This window comes from Streptomyces sp. DSM 41931 (assembly GCF_050271085.1).
GTDB classification, from domain to species: Bacteria; Actinomycetota; Actinomycetes; order Streptomycetales; family Streptomycetaceae; genus Streptomyces; species Streptomyces albogriseolus.
Genome location: NZ_CP189902.1, coordinates 4,069,777 through 4,088,024, shown reverse-complemented (window position 1 = coordinate 4,088,024; position 18,248 = coordinate 4,069,777). Strand labels below are relative to the sequence as shown.

Below are 18,248 nucleotides of genomic sequence, written 5' to 3'. Positions count from 1 at the left end.
TCACCCTCGCATGCTGCGGGCGCGGGCGGTGAGGCGGTCCATGCGGGCGTGCGCGGAGTCCAGTTCCTCCTCCTCGTCGGCGGCGGGGCCGCCCTCGGAGGCGAGTTCGGTCCACAGCGCGACCAGGTCGCGTCCCAGTTCCAGCCCGAGCAGGGGGTCGCGCACCCCGCGCCACGCGGTGGCCGCGCTGCGGACGTTGCCGTAGGCGGCCTCCGCGTCGCCCGCGCGGCGGCAGACGACGGCGAGGTCGAGGGAGAGCCGGAAGGCGCGCACCGGCTCGCCCGCCAGATAGGCGATGTACGCGGTGAGCTCCCGGAGACGCAGCACCTCCGGGTGCTCGGCCCCCAGGGTCGCCGAGGCGTGCTCCAGGGTCTCGTCGGCGAGACGGGCGGCCGTGTCGATCCTGCCCTTCCGCACGGCGTCGTTGATGCGCTCCATGGGGTCGGCGAGGGGGCTGCCCGCGGGGGCGGCGGGCTCGTCGCCGAGCACGGCCTCCGCAACGGCGTCGAAACCGCGCGGCGGGGTGGGCCGGGGGTCAGGATCGGCGTCGAGCGCGGCGGCGAGGTCGGGGGCGGGGGTCGGACCGGTCGCCGTGTCGCGCCCGGCGGGGTGCGGCCGCGCGTCCATGTCCGGGGGCGGCCCGAACACGCCCGTGGGCGGCGCGACGGTGCCGGGCGGGGTGAGCCTCCGGAGCCGGAAGGTGGGCGGGGAGTCGAAGGAGGCTTCGCATCCGGTTCCGGTCCCGGGAACCGGATGCGGGGGGAAGGCCGGGGTGGCGTCCCGCACGGGGGTGGGGGGTGCGGGGGTTCCGGAAGCCGCCGCCGCCTCGGATGCCGCCGCCGCCTCGGATGCCGATGCCGGACGGAGGCTCCGCGGGGCCGCGGACTCCGGGACCGGGCGGAGCAGGTGGGTCGGGCGGTCGGTGTCCGGTTCCGCGGGCGGGGACTGGGGCGCCGGGCCCCGAGGCGTCTCCGGGGCCGGGGCCGGGGGTATCCCGGGGGCCGGCGTCTCCGAAGACGCCTGTCCCCTGTCCCGCGGGCCGCGCAGCTGCACCGGCTGCGCCGCGAACGCGCTGGAGCCGTCCGGGGCGACCCGGAGCGGGACCACGTACCCGATGCGCTCGTCGCGCACGGTGGCGTGCACGGCGTGGCCGGAGGCGACGGCGATGCGGTGCAGGCGGTTCAGCACGGCCTGCTGGATCTCCTCGCCGGGGCCCGCGATCACCCGCACGCCGTCCACGTAGGCGCCCGGCTCGCCCGACCCGTCGGCCGGGACACGGACGTCGACCGGCACCGCCGCACGGTTCGCCGCGTCCTCCGCGGCCTGCTGCTGTTCCCGCTTCTTCTCGCGGCTGAGTCGAGACATCGTTCCCTCATTCGGGTCGTACACCTACCGTCGAGTCTGTCCGTTCGCGCGCGCTGTGCACGTCACCGCGTTGTCACAGGCTCGTCCCAAGGGCCGTCGGCCCCGGTTCCGTATCGGGCGCGGGGCATGGACGATCGAGCCGCCGAGCAGGAGAGGGACATGCGAGCAGGCACGGGACAGGGACCGGAGATCTGGCTGCGGGGACCGGTGACGGCGCCGGAAGCGGACCTTCCGGGGCCGGTGCCCGCACGGGCGACGGCCCGGCGCTTCTCCTGGCTCGGTCTGCACGGCGGCGCGGGCGTCTCCACGCTCGCCGCGGTCTACGGCGGCCACGACTGCGGACGGTCCTGGCCCGGGCCGGACGCCCCGCGTTCGGTGCTGCTGGTCGCCCGCACCCACGCGGCCGGCCTGGACGCGGTGCCGCCGGCCGTCGAACTGTTCCGGCGCGGTGAGGCGCCGCACGGGCTCGACCTGGACGCCGTCGTCCTCGTCGCGGACGCGCCGGGCCGGCTCCCGCGTCCCCTCGCGCACCGGGTGCGGCTGATCGAGCCGCTGATCGACGTGTACCGGGTGCCGTGGGTGCCCGACTGGCGCCTCGGCGACCTGGACGGCCGGCCGCCGCGCGGGACGGAACCGCTGGCCCGTCTCACCGGCGCCCTGCGGTGAGCGGGGACGGCGCCCTGGAGATCGCGGCCGCGGTCCGCGCGGGCGCGCGCCGGGCCGTGGACGTGGTCGCGGAGGCGCTGGCGCGGATCGCACGGGCCGATCCGGAGCTGTGCGCGTTCCTCGACGTGTGGGGCGAGGAGGCGCTGCGGCGGGCGGCCGAGGTGGACGCGCGGATCGCCGCCGGGGAGCGCCTGCCGCTGGCCGGGGTGCCGGTCGCGGTCAAGGGGCGGCACGGACGGCGGGCGGCGGAGCCACTGCTGGCGGCCGGCGCGGTCGCCGTGGGCGCCACGTCCGTGCCGGGTCCGGGGACGCCGTGGCAGACCTGGGGGCTCGGGGTGGGCGGCCGCACCGTCAATCCGTGGCGGGCGGACCGTACGCCCGGCGGGTCCTCGGCGGGGGCGGCGGTGGCGGTGGCGGCCGGGCTGGTGCCGTGGGCGACGGGCTCGGACGGGGCGGGGTCGGTGCGTATCCCGGCGGCGTGGTGCGGGGTGCTCGGGCTGAAGGTCACGGGCGGCCGGTTCCCCTCACCCGACCGTACGGGTCTGGCCGCGCCCGGGGTCCTCACCCGCACGGCGGGGGACGCGGAGGCATGGTGGCGGCTGGTGTCGGGGCGGGCCGGACAGCCCGCCGCGCCGTTCCCCGTCACCGCGGTCTGGTCCCCCGACCTGGGCTTCGCGTCGCCCGACGCCGAGCCCGTCGCCCTGGCCCGGCAGACGGTCGGCCGGCTCGTCGACGCCGGGGTGGTGCGCCTCGTACGGCCACCGGCGGCCCCCCTGCTCCTCGACCCCGGCCCGGCCTGGCTCGCCCTGCGCACCCCGGGCGCCGACCTCACCGACGCCCACCGCGTCCGGGCGGCCGACGACGAGCGTCTGCGCGCCCTCTTCACCCGCGCCGACCTGCTGCTCACCCCCACGGCGCCCACGCGGCCGCACGGCCACGACGGCCCGGGCGACACCTACTCCACCGCGCTCACCTGGGCGTTCAACCTCAGCGGTCACCCCGCGCTGAGCATCCCGGCCGGCTTCGGCGCCGACGGCTGCCCGGCGGGGCTCCAGCTGGTCGCGCCGCACGACCGGGAGGACCTGCTGCTCGCGGTGGCCGGGGAGGCGGAAAGGCGCGGGGCCACCACCACCCGCCGGCCGCCCGCGTCTCACCAGCCGAGCTGAGCCTCGCCCAGCACCTCGCTGCCGATGTGCGCGGCGAGTTCCTGGGCGAGGGGCAGGTCTCCCCACTTGGTGACATGAACGAAGACGGTGTGCTCCTCCGTCCAGTCGTCCCACTGGGCTTCGTCACCGTGGAACAAGACCTGGACCCCGTCGTACTTCGAGGGCCAGTCCACATCCGCGTCCGAGTCGTCCGGCCAGCGCCCGTGCCACTCGACGGAGGCCGTGCCGTCGCCCAGCGCGGTCAGGATCCGGGCCTCGACGCGCTCCCGCTCCACTGGCTCCGAGAATCTCAGCGGCAGGTGTTCCGCCAGTGCCGCGTCATCCAGTGCCGTCACGTCGAGGTCGAACCGGAGGTAGTCGCCCGTCGCCGGATCGGTTCGGTTGTCCGCGTAGTCGAAGGGCAGTCCGGGAGCGATCGCGGCGATCTCCCGCACCTCACGGACCGTGGCCAGTTCGGCGAACAGCCACACCTCGTCCTCGATCTGTTTCAGCAGCGCACACAACCGCCTGGCCTGCCGATACGCCTCCGCCGCGTCGGTGGTCCGCAGGACGGGGTACGCCCGTGAGTTGCCCATGGACCGAACCGTCACACGCCCCGGCCCTCCCGTGCCGGCGCATTTCCCTACGCGGTGACGTCCTTGCCCGTGAACCGCGCCCAGGCCGCCGAGCCGAACACGAGTGCGTACAGGGCCTGGAGGCCGAGGTTCCTGGTCAGGTCGTCCCAGAGGACCGGTTCGCGCATCAGGTCCGCGAAGGACAGCCAGTAGTGCGAGAACAGGTACGGGTGCAGGGCGTGCAGCTGAGGGATCTGGTCGAGGATCTGGACGGTGATGAGCAGCCCGACCGTGGTGGCCATCGCCGCGATGCCGCTGTTGGTGAGGGTGGAGACGAACAGGCCGAGCGCGGCCACCCCGAGCAGGGACGCGGCGACGACCAGGGCGATCAGCAGGGCCCGGAGCAGTCCCTCGGCAAAGGTGATGCGGGTGCCCGAGATGGTGGTGAGGTCGCCGAGCGGGAACAGCAGCGCGCCGACGGCCAGCGCCGAGACGGCCACCACCAGGGTGGCGGCCAGGCAGAACACCATGACCGCCGCGTACTTGGTGAGCAGCAGGCGGGTGCGGCCCGCGGGGGCGACCAGCAGGTAGCGCAGGGTGCCGGCGCCCGCCTCGCCGGCCACGGCGTCGCCCGCGATCACGCCGACCGCCATGGGGAGGAAGAACGGCAGGGTCGCGGCGAGCGCGGTGAAGACCAGGAACAGGCCGTTGTTGGTGATCTGCGAGACGAACGCGGGTCCTCCGCCGCCCCCTCCGGAGGACGAGCCGTCGCCGGTCTCGATCCGCACGGCGATCCCGACCAGCACCGGGACGGCTGCCAGCACGCCCAGCAGGGCGAGGGTGCGCCAGCGCCGGAAGGTGGTGCGCAGCTCGTCGCGCACCAGCCCGAGCGTCCACAGGGGACGCGGCCGTACGGACGCCTCGGCGCCCGTCCCGCTCGCCGTCTCAGCCCGCGACATCGAACCCCTCCCCGGTCAGCGCCACGAACGCGTCCTCCAGCGAGGCCCGTTCGACCGCGAAGCCGCGTACCCGCACGCCCGCCGTGACCAGGGCGGCGTTCACCTCGGCGAGGTCCCGTGCGGGCGGCTCCGCGCTCACCCGGTCACCGTCCGCGACGACGTCGGCGAGCCCCTGTTCCTTCAGCACCCGGGCCGCGTCCGCCGGGTCGGGCGTGGTGACCATCAGGCGGCCCCGGGCGCCCGCGGCCAGCTCGGCGACCGGCCCCTGGGTGATCAGCCGGCCGCGTGCCATCACCGCGACGTGCGTGCACACCTGCTCGATCTCGTCGAGCAGGTGGGAGGAGAGGAAGACGGTCGTGCCGTCGGTGGCGAGTTCACGGACGAGGGCGCGGATCTCCCGCATGCCCTGCGGGTCGAGGCCGTTGGTCGGCTCGTCCAGCACCAGCAGCCGGCGGGGCCGCAGCAGGGCGGCGGCGAGACCGAGGCGCTGTTTCATGCCGAGGGAGTACGCCCGCGCCTTCTTGCCGGAGGCGGCCGTGAGGCCCACCCGGTCCAGGGCGGCGGCGACGCGGGCCGTGCGGGTGCGCGGGTCGGCGGTGGGGTCGGCGGCGTCGTACCGGAGGAGGTTGTCGCGGCCGGAGAGGAAGCCGTAGAGGGCGGGGCCCTCGATGAGGGCGCCGACATGCGGCAGGACGGCGCGCGCGGAGCGGGGCATGGGGCGCCCCAGCACGTGAGCCGTCCCGGAGGTCGGCTCGATCAGGCCCATCAGCATGCGGATGGTGGTGGTCTTGCCGGAGCCGTTGGGGCCGAGGAAGCCGAAGACGCTGCCCGCCGGGACGGTCAGGTGCAGGCCGTCCACGGCGAGCTGTCCGCCGCGGTAACGCTTGGTCAGCCCGCGGGTGACGACGACGGCGTCACCCGCGGCCGGCCTGTCGCGTGTCTGCTCCTTGGCGGACGTCGCGTCCATCGGCTCCCCCGTTCCCTCGCCGTGCCGGTGGGGAGCTACTTCCCCGCCTCGGCCGCCTTCACCAGCGCGTCCTTGGTGACCGTACCCACGTAGACCGTGCCGTCCTCGGTGATGAGGGCGTTGACCAGGCGGGTGCTGAACACGGTGCCCTTGCCGAAGTCGCCCTTGACCTGGTCGCCGAGCGAGCCGAGGAAGCCGCCGAGGTCGCCGCCCGCCTCCTCGGTGGGCAGGCCGGCGCCGGTGCCGGTGTCGAAGGTGGCGACGGTGTTCCAGCCCTCGCCGAGCATCCTCAGTCCGTCGAGGCCCTTGGCGAGGTCCTCCTCGGGCTTCGGGCCACGCTCCGGCTTCCCGCCGAAGCCGCCGTGGGCGCGGTCCTGTTCGGTGTCCTCGGTCACCTTGGCGCCCTTGGGCGGGGTGAACCGGAACGTGGAGGCATCCGGGCGGTCGAAGCTCACCTTGGTGAAGCCGACGTCCACGACGGCCGAGCCGCCGCCGGCCGGGGTGAGCGTGAACTTCAGCGGCATGCCCGTCTCGTGGTCCACGGCGATGCTGATGGCGCCGACGGTGGACCCGGACTGCTTGGGCTCGACCACCAGCCGGTAGGCGTCGCGGCCGGCCACCTGGGCGGTGCCGTCGACCTTCACGGACGTGGTGTCGTCGACCGCCTTCAGCGCCTCCTCCGCGAAGTCCTTCGGAGTGGCCGGGGGCCGCTGCGCGCTCCGCTCCTTCGTGTCCGCCTCGTCGACGGTGGCGTGGTACACCTCGTTGGACGCGCTGTCGTAGCCCCAGACGTCCTTGCCGTTGTGGATGAGGCTGTACTCGGCGGCGTTCTCCAGCAGGGACAGCTTCTGGCGGTCCGGGCCGTCGGCGGCGACGCGCAGGGTGTGCGTGCCGGACGCCAGCTCGGTGAGCCGGCCGGAGGGGTCGGCGGAGGAACCGCCCTCGCCGCCCTCGCCGCCCGCCGCGCCGGACAGCAGGCCGCTCTCCAGGCCGCCGAGGTCCGGCAGCCCGAGGTCGGTGGTGATCTTCACGGTGCCGGACAGCCGCTCCACGTCCGACTGCGCGATCTTCTCGATGAGCTGCGCCGCGGTGATGTCCGGCAGGTCGGGGTCGCCGGAGTCGGCGAGCGCCGGGACGAGTCCGATCGTCGCGGCTGCCACGCCCATCACGGTGACCGGGACGATGTACCGCGCGGCCCTGCGGCGGCCGGCGCGCGGCTCCTCGACCTCCCCCGCGGTCGTCGTGTCGTCGGTCTCGTTCGGTGCCATGTGTGCCCTCCGTGGTCGGCGGCGGCTTCCGTCCCGTGTCCTCGCACCAGTTCGGCCCGGGCCGCCATTCTCACCCGAACCGGTGAGAAGTGGTGTTGTCCGTCGTGGTCCATCTGACCAAAACCGCGGGACGGAATCGTCAGACCGCGGGCTCAACTGCGCGTACTGCTGCGGTATGACACGGGACGACGGCGCCTCACCCGCCCCGTAGGGGTCACCCGGGTACCGGAGGCGTACGGAGGAGGGCCGGGCGGGTCAGCCGGCCCGGTGCACCACGGCGTCGCACAGCTCGACGAGCGCCGACTTGGCGGGGCCGTCGGGCAGCGGGGCGAGCGCGGCGCGCGCCTCCTCGGCGTAGCGCACGGTGTCCCGGCGGGCCTGGTCCAGCGCGGGGTGGGCGCGCAGCAGGCGCAGCGCCTCGGCGTGCCGGGCGTCGTCGGTGAGGTCGGAGTCGAGCAGCTCGCACAGGGCGAGGTCCTCGGCGAGGCCCAGCCGGGCCGCCCGCTCGCGCAGCCGCAGCACGGGCAGGGTGGCGATGCCCTCGCGCAGGTCGGTGCCGGGGGTCTTGCCCGACTCGTGGGAGTCGGAGGCGATGTCGAGGACGTCGTCGGCGAGCTGGAAGGCGACGCCGAGCCGCTCGCCGTACTGGGTGAGGACGTCGACGACCGTCTCGTCGGCGCCGGACATCATCGCGCCGAACCGGCAGGAGACGGCGACGAGGGAGCCGGTCTTGCCGCCGAGCACGTCCAGGTAGTGGTCGACCGGGTCGCGACCGTCCTGCGGGCCCGCGGTCTCCAGGATCTGGCCGGTGACCAGCCGCTCGAACGCCTCGGCCTGCACCCGCACGGCCTCCGGGCCGAGGTCGGCCAGGATGTGCGAGGCACGGGCGAAGAGGAAGTCGCCGGTGAGCACGGCGACCGAGTTGCCCCAGCGGGCGTTCGCGCTCGCGACCCCGCGCCGCACCTCGGCGTCGTCCATCACGTCGTCGTGGTACAGCGTGGCCAGGTGGGTGAGCTCCACCACGACGGCCGACGGCACGATGCCGGGCGCGTAGGGGTCCCCGAACCGGGCGGAGAGCATGACGAGCAGCGGGCGGAACCGCTTGCCGCCGGCCCGCACCAGGTGCTGGGCGGCCTCCGTGATGAACGGCACCGCGCTCTTGGTGGCTTCGAGCAGTCCTTCCTCGACAGCCGTCAATCCGGCCTGGACATCGGCTTCCAGAGCCTGGTCCCGCACGCTCAGCCCGAACGGCCCGACGACGGTCACGAGGGGTCTCCTGTCTGCTGGTGTCTGCTGGCGGTTACACGGTTTGTCGATAGGTCGCTGCCACCACTCGAGTCAGCGTATCCGGTCGTGTTTCGATCACCGCCAGGGCCCGGGGTCTCAAGCAGGGCGATACGGGATCAGAAGCGGAGTGTTTTTGATCGGCTGATAACAACGGACATACCTCTGTTTCCCGGACACAGCGACCCGTGAACCATCCTGCCCCACCTCTGAGTCCGATTTGCCGCCATTGATGCGCCAATTCCCCTTGGCCGCAAATGCTCTCGCGGCCGCCGTCCCGTGAGGTGAGTCACGCGCACGCCGGCCTCCGGGCCACCCTCGCACAGGCCCGTCCTCCCGCTCCGGGCAACGGAGTTGAGTCTTGGCGACCGCAAAGGATCAAGCACGCAAAACCGCCCATCCCAAGATCAAACGGTGCCTTGTGTGATCGTCGCACTTGTTCCCGACATGTGCTCTCGCATACGTTCCGGGCCTGCCGGGTGGACGCCTAGTCCTGCCGCCACCCGCATCACACCCGACGACCAACTCACGCACGGCAGGAGCGGGGGACCCAGGTAAGCCGCCGTACCGGACACGCGCCGGGACGGCTCGGGGTGAAGCCATGCCCGCAGGGGCACGGCCGGGCACTCTCCCGCCCGAACCCGACAGCTCACCTCGCAGGCGTAGGAGAGGAACCCAGACATGCGCGCTTTCGCCTCGCCCCGCCGCCTCGTCCGCACCCTCGCCGTCGCCGGCACCGGTGTCGCCGTGGTCGCGCTGCCGCTGTTCGGCGCCACCAGCGCCTCCGCGGCCCCCACGACCCAGGCCACCACCGCCGCCTCCACGACCGCGTACCCGGACAACCTCGACGGCTGGATCCGCGAGGCGATGGACGTCATGGCGCAGAACGGCATACCCGGCTCCTACGACGCCATCCACCGCAACATCATGCGGGAGTCGTCCGGCAACCCGGCCGCCATCAACCTGTGGGACTCCAACGCCGCGAAGGGCACCCCGTCGAAGGGCCTGCTCCAGGTCATCGACCCGACCTTCCAGGCGTACCACGTGCCCGGCACCGCCTTCGACCCGTTCGACCCGGTCGCCAACATCGCCGCGGCCTGCAACTACGCCGCCGACCGCTACGGCTCGATCGACAACGTCTTCGGCGCGTACTGAGCCGACCTCTGACGGCCCAGCCCGGCCGTCTGCCCGAACAGTCGCTCGAGGACGACGGCCACGCCGTCGTCCTCGTTCGACAGGGTGACCTCGTCGGCCACCGCCTTCAGCTCGGGGTGCGCGTTGGCCATGGCGACGCCGTGGCCCGCCCACCGGAACATGGGGACGTCGTTCGGCATGTCCCCGAAGGCGATCGTGTCCTCGGGGCGCAGCCCCAGGTGCTCGGCGGCCAGCGCCAGACCGGTCGCCTTGGTCACCCCGCACGGCTGGAGCTCCACCGTGCCCGGCCCCGACATCGTGACCGTGGCCAGCGAGCCGACCACGGACCGGGCAGCCGCCGCCAGCGCGTCGTCCGACAGCTCCGGGTGACGCAGCAGCACCTTGCTGATCGGCCGCGCCCACAGGTCGTCGCGCCGTTCCGCCCGCACCGACGGAAGCGTCGGGTGCGGCATCCGGTAGCCCGGCTCGATCAGCGTCAGCCCGTCGACCCCGTCCTGGTCGACCGCGGCGTACACCTCCCCCACCTCGGCCTCGATCTTGCCGAGCGCGGTCTCCGCCAGCTCCCGGTCCAACCGGACCGACCACAGCATCCGCCGCGCGGCGGCGTCGTAGACCTGCGCGCCCTGTCCGCACACCGCGAGCCCCGTACAGCCGAGGTCGTCGAGCAGCGACCGCACTCTGGGGGCCGGGCGGCCCGTCACCACGAGGTGCCGGACACCGGCCCGCTCGGCCCGGGCGAGGGCGGCGAGGGAGCGGTCGGAAAGGGTGTCGTCACCGCGCAGCAGCGTCCCGTCCAGGTCGGTGGCGATGAGAGAACAATCGGTGGGTGCGGCCATGATCAGAGAATACGGAGAAGAGGACCGTCCGATTCACCGCGCCCGTATGCCCTCGCATTGGGTGCGATTTGCCTTCTTGTGCCGACGGATCGCGACCGGTTGAGAACTGTTTTCCCTTTTGACCGTTACACGGTGCGCTCCACCGGACCCGGGCCCCGTGAGTCGTCCCTCATATCAGGAGCCCCCCGGGACGCGACCCCGTAACGTGTGGCACGGCCACGGACACGTGGCGCACCCGCGCACACGAAAGCGAGGCAGCACCCGATGCCCCCCTTCGATGTCCCCGAGGGCGACCCCTTCGGCCCGCACAACCTGCCGTACGGCGTCTTCTCGCTCCCCGGTTCGACGGAGCGCACCGTGGGCGTCCGGCTGGGCGACCACGTCCTCGACGCCGGCGCGGCGGCACACGCCCTGGGCTCCCCCTACGCCTCCCTGCTCGCCCGCCCGACCCTCAACCCGCTGCTGGCGGCGGGCCGTACGGCATGGTCGGACGTGCGCCGCGCGCTCACCGCGTGGGTGACGGTCCCGGCACACCGGGAGACCGTCGGGCCCTTCTACCACCCGCTGTCCGAGGTGACCCTCCATCTGCCGTTCGAGGTCGCGGACTACGTCGACTTCTACGCCTCGGAGAACCACGCGCGGAACGTCGGGCAGATCTTCCGCCCCGACGCCGCCGACTCCCTGACCCCCAACTGGAAGCACCTGCCGATCGGTTACCACGGGCGCTCCGGCACCGTCGTGGTGTCCGGCACCGACGTGGTGCGCCCTTCGGGCCAGCGCAAGGCGCCCGCCGACGCCGCCCCCGTCTTCGGCCCGTCGGTGCGGCTGGACATCGAGGCCGAGGTCGGCTTCGTCGTCGGCGTCCCGTCCGAGCAGGGCCGGCCCGTGCCGCTGAGCGCCTACCGCGACCACGTCTTCGGCCTGTGCCTGCTCAACGACTGGTCCGCACGCGACATCCAGGCCTGGGAGTACGTGCCCCTCGGCCCGTTCCTCGGCAAGTCCTTCGCCACCTCGGTGTCGGCGTGGATCACCCCGCTGGACGCCCTGGACGAAGCCCGCGTCGCCCCGCCCGACCGCACCCACGGCCTCCTGCCGTACCTGGACGACTCCGGCGAGGAGCCCGGCGGTTACGACCTGCGCATCACCGTGACGATCAACGGTCACACCGTCTCCGAGTGCCCCTTCTCCACCATGTACTGGACGGCCGCCCAGCAGCTCGCCCACATGACGGTGAACGGCGCCTCCCTGCGCACCGGCGACCTCTACGGCTCCGGCACGGTCAGCGGCCCCGCCGAACGGGAGCGCGGCTCCCTGCTGGAGCTGACCTGGAACGGCCGCGACCCGCTCGAACTCCCCGACGGCAAGCGGACGTTCCTGGAGGACGGCGACGTGGTGACGCTGTCCGCCTGGGCGCCGGGACCGGACGGGGTGCGGGTGGGCCTCGGCGAGGTGACGGGACGAGTGGTCCCCGCGTCCTGACCCCACCGGCCCTACCGCACCGCACAACCACGCTGACTCGCACCGCCCTTCGCCGTCATACTGGGCGTCGGGCGGTGCGTCGTTCCGTCACGCCGCGCGCCCGCCGCACGTCCCCGAGCCGCTTCTTCCGACAGGATCCGGAGCCCGTGGCATGACGTACTGCCTGCTCCTGCTGAGCGTGGTCGCCGTGACCGCCGCCGTGCCCGTCCCCCGCGCGCTCACCCGGACGAAGTGGCCGGAACGGGAGCCGGTCGTCGCCCTGTGGGTGTGGCAGTGCCTGGTCGCCACCGTGCTGCTGTGCTGTCTGACCGCCCTGGCGCTGGGCGCCGCCGCCGTCTTCGGCACCGTCCGCGCCCAGCTGTTCGCGCCGGCGCCGCCCGCCGTGACCGCCGCCTACGACCTCTCGCACGCCTCGCCCTGGACGACCGTCCTCACCGTGCTGCTGGCCTGCGGCGCCGCCTGGACCACGGCGGTGCTCGGCCGCGAGCTGGTCGAGGCCCGCCGCCGGCGTGCCCGCGCCCGGGCGCATCTGCGGGACCGCGCGCCCGACCTGCCCGCGGGGCTTCCCGAGGGGCGGGGGCCGCTGCTGGTGCTGGAGGAGGAGTACCCCGACGCCTGGTGGATGCCGGGCAGCCCGCCCCAGCTGATCGTCACGACCGGCGCGCTGCAGCGGCTCACGGACCATCAGCTCGACGCGGTCCTCACCCACGAGCGCGGTCACGCCCGGGCCCGCCACGACTGGCTGCTGCATCTGTCGGCGGCGCTGGCGGCCGGCTTTCCGCGCGTCCCGCTGTTCGCCCACTTCTGCGAGCAGACCCACCGTCTGGTGGAGCTGTCCGCCGACGACACGGCCTCCCGCCGCTGCGGGCATCTGACCACCGCGCTGGCGCTGATCGAGCTCAACCAGCACCGGGGCGTGCTGTCCTGCTCCTCCAGCCACCGGCTGCTCGGCGAGCGCGTCGACCGCCTGCTGGAGCCGCCCCCGCGACTGGGCCGCCGTCACCGCGCCCTGACCACGGCGGCGGCGTCGCTGGTGCCGCTCGTCCCGCTCCTCATCACCTTCGCACCGGGGCTGACGGCGCTCCCGTAGCGGGGCGGCCGGGCCGGCCGTGGGTGCGGCCCGGGGGCTCAGGTCCAGTCGGGCTCCTCGTCGGGCCAGTCGTACGCGTCCGAGGCCGCCGGGGCGGGACGGGGAGCGGAGCCGGAAGCCGAGCCGGGCGCGGAGGCCGGAGCGGCTTCGGGCGCGGCGGCCGACGCCGGCGCCGACAGCCCCGCCAGCACCTCCACGACCCCCTCCCCGTACGTCGCCCGCTTCTTCTCGCCCACGCCGCTGATCCCGCCGAGCTGCTCCACCGAGGTGGGCCACACCGTGACGATCTCCCGCAGCGTGGCGTCGTGGAAGATCACGTACGCCGGGACGCCCTGCTCCTTGGCCGTCTCGGCGCGCCAGGCGCGGAGCGCCTCGAACGCGGGCTGGAGTGCCTCGGGCAGCTCTGCCACGGCCGCCTTCGCCTTGCGGTCGCGGCCCGCCCCGCCGCCCGAGCGGGACGTGACCGGCTTCTCGGGCTCCTTGCGCAGCGGCACCTCCCGCTCCCGCCGCAGCACCGACCCGCTGGACTCGGTGAGCACCAGCGTGCCGTAGTCGCCCTCGACCGCGAGCAGTCCCTGGGCGAGCAGCTGGCGGATGACGCCGCGCCACTGGGCCTCGCTCAGCTCCTCGCCGATGCCGAACACGGAGAGCTGGTCGTGGTCGAACTGGATCACCTTCGCGGTGCGGCGGCCCAGCAGGATGTCCACGATCTGCACCGCGCCGAACTTCTGCCCCCGCTCCCGCTGCAGCCGCACCACCGTGGACAGCACCTTCTGCGCCGCCACCGTGCCGTCCCAGGTGTCCGGCGGGGCCAGGCAGGTGTCGCAGTTGCCGCAGTTCTCCCCGGACGGCTCCTGGCCGAAGTAGGCGAGGAGCTGGCCGCGGCGGCAGCGCACCGTCTCGCACAGGGCGAGCATGGCGTCGAGGTGCTGCCCCGCCCGCCGCCGGAACGCCTCGTCGCCCTCACCGGACTGGATCAGCTTGCGCTGCTGGATGACGTCGCTGAGCCCGTAGGCCATCCACGCCGTGGACGGCAGCCCGTCGCGGCCCGCGCGGCCCGTCTCCTGGTAGTACCCCTCGACCGACTTGGGCAGGTCGAGGTGGGCGACGAAGCGGACGTCCGGCTTGTCGATGCCCATGCCGAAGGCGATGGTCGCCACCACGACCAGGCCCTCCTCGCGCAGGAACCGCGCCTGGTGCGCGGCGCGCGTCCCCGCGTCGAGCCCCGCGTGGTACGGCACCGCCTCGATGCCGTTCTTCGACAGGAACTCGGCGGTCTTCTCCACCGAGTTGCGCGAGAGGCAGTACACGATGCCCGCGTCCCCGGCGTGCTCCTCGCGCAGGAAGGCGAGGAGCTGCTTGCGCGGGTCGGCCTTCGGCACGATCCGGTACTGGATGTTGGGCCGGTCGAAGCTGGCCACGAAGTGCCGGGCGTCCGGCATGCCCAGCCGCTCGGTGATCTCCCGGTGCGTGGCGTCCGTGGCGGTCGCGGTGAGCGCGATGCGGGGCACGTCCGGCCACCGCTCCCCCAGCACGGACAGGGTGAGGTAGTCCGGCCGGAAGTCGTGCCCCCACTGGGAGACGCAGTGCGCCTCGTCGATGGCGAAGACGGAGATCTTGCCGCGCGAGAGGAGGTCCAGGCTGCTGTCCAGACGCAGCCGCTCCGGCGCCAGGTACAGCAGGTCGAGCTCGCCGGCGAGGAACTCCGCCTCGACCGTCCGCCGCTCGTCGAAGTCCTGCGTGGAGTTCATGAAGCCGGCCCGCACGCCGAGCGCCCGCAGCGCGTCGACCTGGTCCTGCATCAGCGCGATCAGCGGGGAGACGACCACGCCCGTGCCGGGCCGGACCAGGGCCGGGATCTGGTAGCAGAGCGACTTGCCGCCGCCGGTCGGCATGAGCACGACCGCGTCGCCGCCGGCGATCACATGGTCGACGACCGCTTCCTGCTCGCCGCGGAAGGTCTCGTAGCCGAAGACCCGGTGCAGCGCAGCCAGCGCCTCACTGTCCGTCACTGCCATCCCGGCGACACCGTCCGTCCCGTGCATCGTCCCGTCCCCCGCGGCCGTACCTCGGCCACTGCGTCCACCATAGGCGTCCGGACCGACAGCCCCGGAGTTGTCCACAGGCCCGCACGGAACGCACCGGTCCTGTGCGGAACGCGACCGGGAACGACCGTGGCCCGGTACCCCCGCGCGGGGGTACCGGGCCACGGTCGTGCGTCCGGCGGGGTGCGTCAGCGGACGAACACCCCCGCATCCCCGGCCAGGTCCAGGAAGTACTGCGGCGCCACACCGAGCACCACCGTGACCGCCACGCCGACCGCGATCGCCGTCATCGTCAGCGGCGACGGCACCGCGACGGTCGGGCCCTCCGGGCGCGGCTCGCTGAAGAACATCAGCACGATGACGCGGATGTAGAAGAACGCCGCGACCGCCGACGAGATCACACCCACCACGACCAGCGGGATCGCCCCGCCCTCCGCCGCCGCCTTGAACACGGCGAACTTCCCGGCGAAGCCGGAGGTCAGCGGGATGCCCGCGAAGGCCAGCAGGAACACCGCGAACACCGCGGCGACCAGCGGGGAGCGTCGGCCCAGACCCGCCCAGCGGGACAGGTGGGTCGCCTCGCCGCCCGCGTCCCGCACCAGCGTGACGACGGCGAAGGCGCCGATCGTCACGAAGGAGTAGGCCGCCAGGTAGAACAGCACCGACGAGATGCCCGACGGCGTGGCCGCGATGACACCCGCGAGGATGAAGCCCGCGTGCGCGATCGACGAGTACGCCAGCAGGCGCTTGATGTCGGTCTGGGTGATCGCCACGATCGCGCCGGCCAGCATGGTGACGATGGCGACGCCCCACATGACCGGCCGCCAGTCCCAGCGCAGGCCCGGCAGCACCACGTACAGCAGGCGCAGCAGGGCGCCGAAGGCCGCGACCTTGGTGGCCGCCGCCATGAACCCGGTGACCGGGGTGGGCGCGCCCTGGTAGACGTCGGGCGTCCACATGTGGAAGGGCACCGCGCCGACCTTGAACAGCAGGCCCATCACCAGCAGCGCGGCGCCGATCAGCAGCAGCGCGTCGTTGCCCATGGTGTCGGCGAGCGCCGGGGTGACCTCCGGCACCGTGCCGTCGACGACCTGCGCGATCGTCGCGTACGACATGGAGCCCGCGTAGCCGTAGAGCAGGGCGATGCCGAACAGCGTGAACGCGGAGGCGAACGCGCCGAGCAGGAAGTACTTGACCGCCGCCTCCTGCGACATCAGCCGCTTGCGCCGGGCCAGCGCGCACAGCAGGTACAGCGGGAGGGAGAGGACCTCCAGGGCCACGAACAGCGTCAGCAGGTCGTTGGCCGCCGGGAAGACCAGCATGCCCGCGACCGCGAAGAGCAGCAGCGGGAACACCTCGGTGGTGGTGAACCCGGCCTTGACGGCCCGCTTCTCGCTGTCGCTGCCGGGGACGGCCGCGGCCTGCGCGGCGAAGGAGTCGACGCGGTTGCCGTGCGCCTCCGGGTCGAGCCGGCGCTCGGCGAAGGTGAACAGGCCCACCAGCGCCGTCAGCAGGATCGTGCCCTGGAGGAAGAGCGCCGGTCCGTCGACGGCGATCGCGCCCATGGCGGCGATGCCCGCCTTGGTGGTGGCGTACCCGTCCGCGGCGAGCGCCACGACCGCGGCGAACGCGGCGACCAGTGCGACCGCGGAGACGAACATCTGCGCGTAGTAACGGGACTTGCGCGGCACGAACGCCTCGACCAGCACCCCGACGAGCGCCGCGCCGACGACGATCAGCGTGGGCGCGAGCTGCCCGTACTCGATCTTGGGTGCGTCGATCTTGGCGATCGGATCGGCCGCGGTTGTCCACAGGCTGTGGACGGCTGCTGATGCGCTCACTTGGCCGCCTCCACCTCGGGCTGGGGGTCCTTCTTCTGTACGTCGGACAAGGTCTGCTTCACCGCCGGGTTCACGACGTCCGTCACGGGCTTGGGGTAGACGCCCAGGAACACCAGCAGCACGACCAGCGGCGCCACCACCGCGATCTCCCGCACCCGCAGGTCGGGCATCGCGGCGACCTCGGGCTTCACCGGACCGGTCATCGTCCGCTGGTACAGGACGAGGGTGTAGAGCGCGGCGAGCACGATGCCGAAGGTGGCGATGATCCCGATCACCGGGTAGCGCGTGAACGTGCCGACCAGGACCAGGAACTCACTGACGAAGGGCGCGAGGCCCGGCAGCGAGAGGGTGGCGAGGCCGCCGATCAGGAAGGTTCCGGCGAGCACCGGCGCGACCTTCTGCACACCGCCGAAGTCGGCGATGAGCCGCGAGCCGCGCCGGGAGATCAGGAACCCGGCGATCAGCATCAGCACGGCGGTCGAGATGCCGTGGTTGACCATGTAGAGCGTCGCCCCAGACTGGCCCTGGCTGGTCATCGCGAAGATGCCCATCACGATGAAGCCGAAGTGCGAGATCGAGGCGTAGGCGATCAGCCGCTTGATGTCGCGCTGGCCGACGGCGAGCAGCGCGCCGTAGATGATGCTGATCACCGCCAGCACCATGATCACCGGCGTCGCCCATGTGCTGGCCTCCGGGAAGAGCTGGAGGCAGAAGCGGAGCATCGCGAAGGTGCCCACCTTGTCGACCACCGCCGTGATCAGCACGGCGACCGGGGCGGTGGACTCCTGCATGGCGTTGGGCAGCCAGGTGTGCAGCGGCCACAGCGGCGCCTTCACCGCGAAGGCGAAGAAGAAGCCGAGGAACAGCCAGCGTTCGGTGCTGGTCGCCATCTCCAGCTCGCCGTTGGCGCGGGCCTGCGCGATCTCGGTGAGGGAGAAGTTCCCCGCGACCACGTACAGCCCGATCACCGCGGCCAGCATGATCAGACCGCCGGCCAGGTTGTAGAGGAGGAACTTCACCGCCGCGTACGACCGCTGGGTCGCCGCCTTCTCCTCGCCGTGCTCGTGCGCACGGTCCCCGAAGCCTCCGATGAGGAAGTACATCGGGATGAGCATGGCCTCGAAGAAGATGTAGAAGAGGAAGACGTCGGTGGCCTCGAAGGAGATGATCACCATCGCCTCGACGGCCAGGATCAGGGCGAAGAAGCCCTGCGTCGGCCGCCACCGCCTGCTGCCCGTCTCCAGCGGGTCGGCGTCGTGCCAGCCCGCCAGCACGATGAACGGGATCAGCAGCGCGGTCAGCGCGATCAGCGCCACCGCGATGCCGTCGACGCCCAGTTCGTAGCGGACGCCGAAGTCGGCGATCCAGGAGTGGGACTCGGTGAGCTGGTAGCGGTCGCCGTCCGGGTCGAAGCGGACCAGGACGGTGATCGCCAGGGCGAGTGTGGCCAGCGAGAACAGCAGGGCCAGCCACTTGGCCGCCGTGCGCCGCGCGGCCGGTACGGCGGCCGTGGCGATCGCCCCGATGGCCGGGAGCGCCGCCGTCGCTGTCAGAAGAGGAAAGGACATCGGTA

Annotated in this window: 15 protein-coding genes and 1 riboswitch; of the genes, 5 read left to right on the top strand and 10 right to left on the bottom strand. The window is 73.1% G+C overall.

Translation table 11 applies throughout. The features are described from left to right. Window positions 1-1,365, bottom strand: a complete 1,365-nt coding sequence (locus ACP7TJ_RS19080; protein ID WP_427764105.1) for a tetratricopeptide repeat protein — start codon at window positions 1,363-1,365, stop codon at window positions 1-3. Window positions 1,366-1,524: 159 nt separating this feature from the next. On the opposite strand from ACP7TJ_RS19080, the gene ACP7TJ_RS19075 reads away from it, so the two are divergent. After that, on the top strand, window positions 1,525-2,031 hold the full coding sequence (locus tag ACP7TJ_RS19075) for a DUF6668 family protein (protein ID WP_367541251.1): 507 nt from the start codon (window positions 1,525-1,527) through the stop codon (window positions 2,029-2,031). Beyond that, window positions 2,028-3,197 carry an amidase family protein gene (locus ACP7TJ_RS19070; protein WP_427764102.1) on the top strand — a complete coding sequence of 390 codons (1,170 nt, stop codon included), beginning with the start codon at window positions 2,028-2,030 and terminating at the stop codon, window positions 3,195-3,197. The genes ACP7TJ_RS19075 and ACP7TJ_RS19070 overlap by 4 nt, the downstream gene beginning before the upstream one ends. On the opposite strand, the gene ACP7TJ_RS19065 is transcribed toward ACP7TJ_RS19070, so the two are convergent. From ACP7TJ_RS19065 to ACP7TJ_RS19045, 5 genes are all read right to left on the bottom strand, one after another. Continuing rightward, the gene (locus ACP7TJ_RS19065) at window positions 3,182-3,772 is read right to left on the bottom strand and encodes a hypothetical protein (RefSeq protein ID WP_189911500.1); all 591 of its coding nucleotides are present in this window, start codon (window positions 3,770-3,772) and stop codon (window positions 3,182-3,184) included. The two genes, ACP7TJ_RS19070 and ACP7TJ_RS19065, sit on opposite strands and share 16 nt — an antisense overlap. A gap of 47 nt (window positions 3,773-3,819) precedes the next feature. After that, the gene (locus tag ACP7TJ_RS19060; RefSeq protein ID WP_266399841.1) at window positions 3,820-4,710 is read right to left on the bottom strand and encodes an ABC transporter permease; all 891 of its coding nucleotides are present in this window, start codon (window positions 4,708-4,710) and stop codon (window positions 3,820-3,822) included. Continuing rightward, on the bottom strand, window positions 4,697-5,677 hold the full coding sequence (locus tag ACP7TJ_RS19055; RefSeq protein WP_427764098.1) for an ABC transporter ATP-binding protein: 981 nt from the start codon (window positions 5,675-5,677) through the stop codon (window positions 4,697-4,699). Before ACP7TJ_RS19055 ends, ACP7TJ_RS19060 begins: the two co-directional genes overlap by 14 nt. Before the next feature lie 35 nt (window positions 5,678-5,712). Then, a complete protein-coding gene (locus ACP7TJ_RS19050) occupies window positions 5,713-6,945 on the bottom strand; it encodes a LolA family protein (RefSeq protein WP_427764095.1) in 1,233 nt (410 codons plus the stop codon). Window positions 6,946-7,200: 255 nt separating this feature from the next. Next, complete coding sequence (locus tag ACP7TJ_RS19045) at window positions 7,201-8,211, bottom strand: polyprenyl synthetase family protein (protein WP_093765420.1); 1,011 nt, start codon at window positions 8,209-8,211, stop codon at window positions 7,201-7,203. Window positions 8,212-8,779: 568 nt separating this feature from the next. Then, window positions 8,780-8,907: riboswitch (cyclic di-AMP (ydaO/yuaA leader) on the top strand. Between the two features lie 3 nt (window positions 8,908-8,910). Between ACP7TJ_RS19045 and ACP7TJ_RS19040 the strand changes: the two genes are divergently transcribed. After that, a complete protein-coding gene (locus ACP7TJ_RS19040) occupies window positions 8,911-9,384 on the top strand; it encodes a transglycosylase SLT domain-containing protein (RefSeq protein ID WP_189911496.1) in 474 nt (157 codons plus the stop codon). Here the strand turns inward: ACP7TJ_RS19040 and ACP7TJ_RS19035 are convergent. Next, window positions 9,348-10,220, bottom strand: coding sequence for an HAD family hydrolase (locus ACP7TJ_RS19035; protein ID WP_093765418.1), 873 nt, complete (start codon window positions 10,218-10,220; stop codon window positions 9,348-9,350). The two genes, ACP7TJ_RS19040 and ACP7TJ_RS19035, sit on opposite strands and share 37 nt — an antisense overlap. Before the next feature lie 264 nt (window positions 10,221-10,484). On the opposite strand from ACP7TJ_RS19035, the gene fahA reads away from it, so the two are divergent. Then, a complete protein-coding gene (fahA, locus tag ACP7TJ_RS19030; RefSeq protein WP_387619490.1) occupies window positions 10,485-11,699 on the top strand; it encodes a fumarylacetoacetase in 1,215 nt (404 codons plus the stop codon). A gap of 151 nt (window positions 11,700-11,850) precedes the next feature. After that, on the top strand, window positions 11,851-12,789 hold the full coding sequence (locus tag ACP7TJ_RS19025) for a M56 family metallopeptidase (RefSeq protein WP_093765416.1): 939 nt from the start codon (window positions 11,851-11,853) through the stop codon (window positions 12,787-12,789). Window positions 12,790-12,827: 38 nt separating this feature from the next. On the opposite strand, the gene recQ is transcribed toward ACP7TJ_RS19025, so the two are convergent. From recQ to ACP7TJ_RS19010, 3 genes are all read right to left on the bottom strand, one after another. Next, window positions 12,828-14,834 carry a DNA helicase RecQ gene (gene recQ / locus ACP7TJ_RS19020; RefSeq protein ID WP_376724772.1) on the bottom strand — a complete coding sequence of 669 codons (2,007 nt, stop codon included), beginning with the start codon at window positions 14,832-14,834 and terminating at the stop codon, window positions 12,828-12,830. A 188-nt stretch (window positions 14,835-15,022) separates the two neighbouring features. Then, the gene (gene nuoN / locus ACP7TJ_RS19015; RefSeq protein ID WP_228915369.1) at window positions 15,023-16,675 is read right to left on the bottom strand and encodes an NADH-quinone oxidoreductase subunit NuoN; all 1,653 of its coding nucleotides are present in this window, start codon (window positions 16,673-16,675) and stop codon (window positions 15,023-15,025) included. Next, complete coding sequence (locus ACP7TJ_RS19010; protein ID WP_093765413.1) at window positions 16,672-18,243, bottom strand: NADH-quinone oxidoreductase subunit M; 1,572 nt, start codon at window positions 18,241-18,243, stop codon at window positions 16,672-16,674. The genes nuoN and ACP7TJ_RS19010 overlap by 4 nt, the downstream gene beginning before the upstream one ends. Between the last annotated feature and the right edge of the window lie 5 nt (window positions 18,244-18,248).

Bases quoted from the DNA above. Each gene is read 5' to 3' on its own strand.
- ACP7TJ_RS19080 (WP_427764105.1), bottom strand. From the start codon at position 1,365: ATGTCTCGACTCAGCCGCGAGAAGAAGCGGGAACAGCAGCAGGCCGCG.
- ACP7TJ_RS19075 (WP_367541251.1), top strand. From the start codon at position 1,525: ATGCGAGCAGGCACGGGACAGGGACCGGAGATCTGGCTGCGGGGACCG.
- ACP7TJ_RS19065 (WP_189911500.1), bottom strand. From the start codon at position 3,772: ATGGGCAACTCACGGGCGTACCCCGTCCTGCGGACCACCGACGCGGCG.
- ACP7TJ_RS19060 (WP_266399841.1), bottom strand. From the start codon at position 4,710: ATGTCGCGGGCTGAGACGGCGAGCGGGACGGGCGCCGAGGCGTCCGTA.
- ACP7TJ_RS19055 (WP_427764098.1), bottom strand. From the start codon at position 5,677: ATGGACGCGACGTCCGCCAAGGAGCAGACACGCGACAGGCCGGCCGCG.
- ACP7TJ_RS19050 (WP_427764095.1), bottom strand. From the start codon at position 6,945: ATGGCACCGAACGAGACCGACGACACGACGACCGCGGGGGAGGTCGAG.
- ACP7TJ_RS19040 (WP_189911496.1), top strand. From the start codon at position 8,911: ATGCGCGCTTTCGCCTCGCCCCGCCGCCTCGTCCGCACCCTCGCCGTC.
- ACP7TJ_RS19035 (WP_093765418.1), bottom strand. From the start codon at position 10,220: ATGGCCGCACCCACCGATTGTTCTCTCATCGCCACCGACCTGGACGGG.
- fahA (WP_387619490.1), top strand. From the start codon at position 10,485: ATGCCCCCCTTCGATGTCCCCGAGGGCGACCCCTTCGGCCCGCACAAC.
- ACP7TJ_RS19025 (WP_093765416.1), top strand. From the start codon at position 11,851: ATGACGTACTGCCTGCTCCTGCTGAGCGTGGTCGCCGTGACCGCCGCC.
- recQ (WP_376724772.1), bottom strand. From the start codon at position 14,834: ATGCACGGGACGGACGGTGTCGCCGGGATGGCAGTGACGGACAGTGAG.
- ACP7TJ_RS19010 (WP_093765413.1), bottom strand. From the start codon at position 18,243: ATGTCCTTTCCTCTTCTGACAGCGACGGCGGCGCTCCCGGCCATCGGG.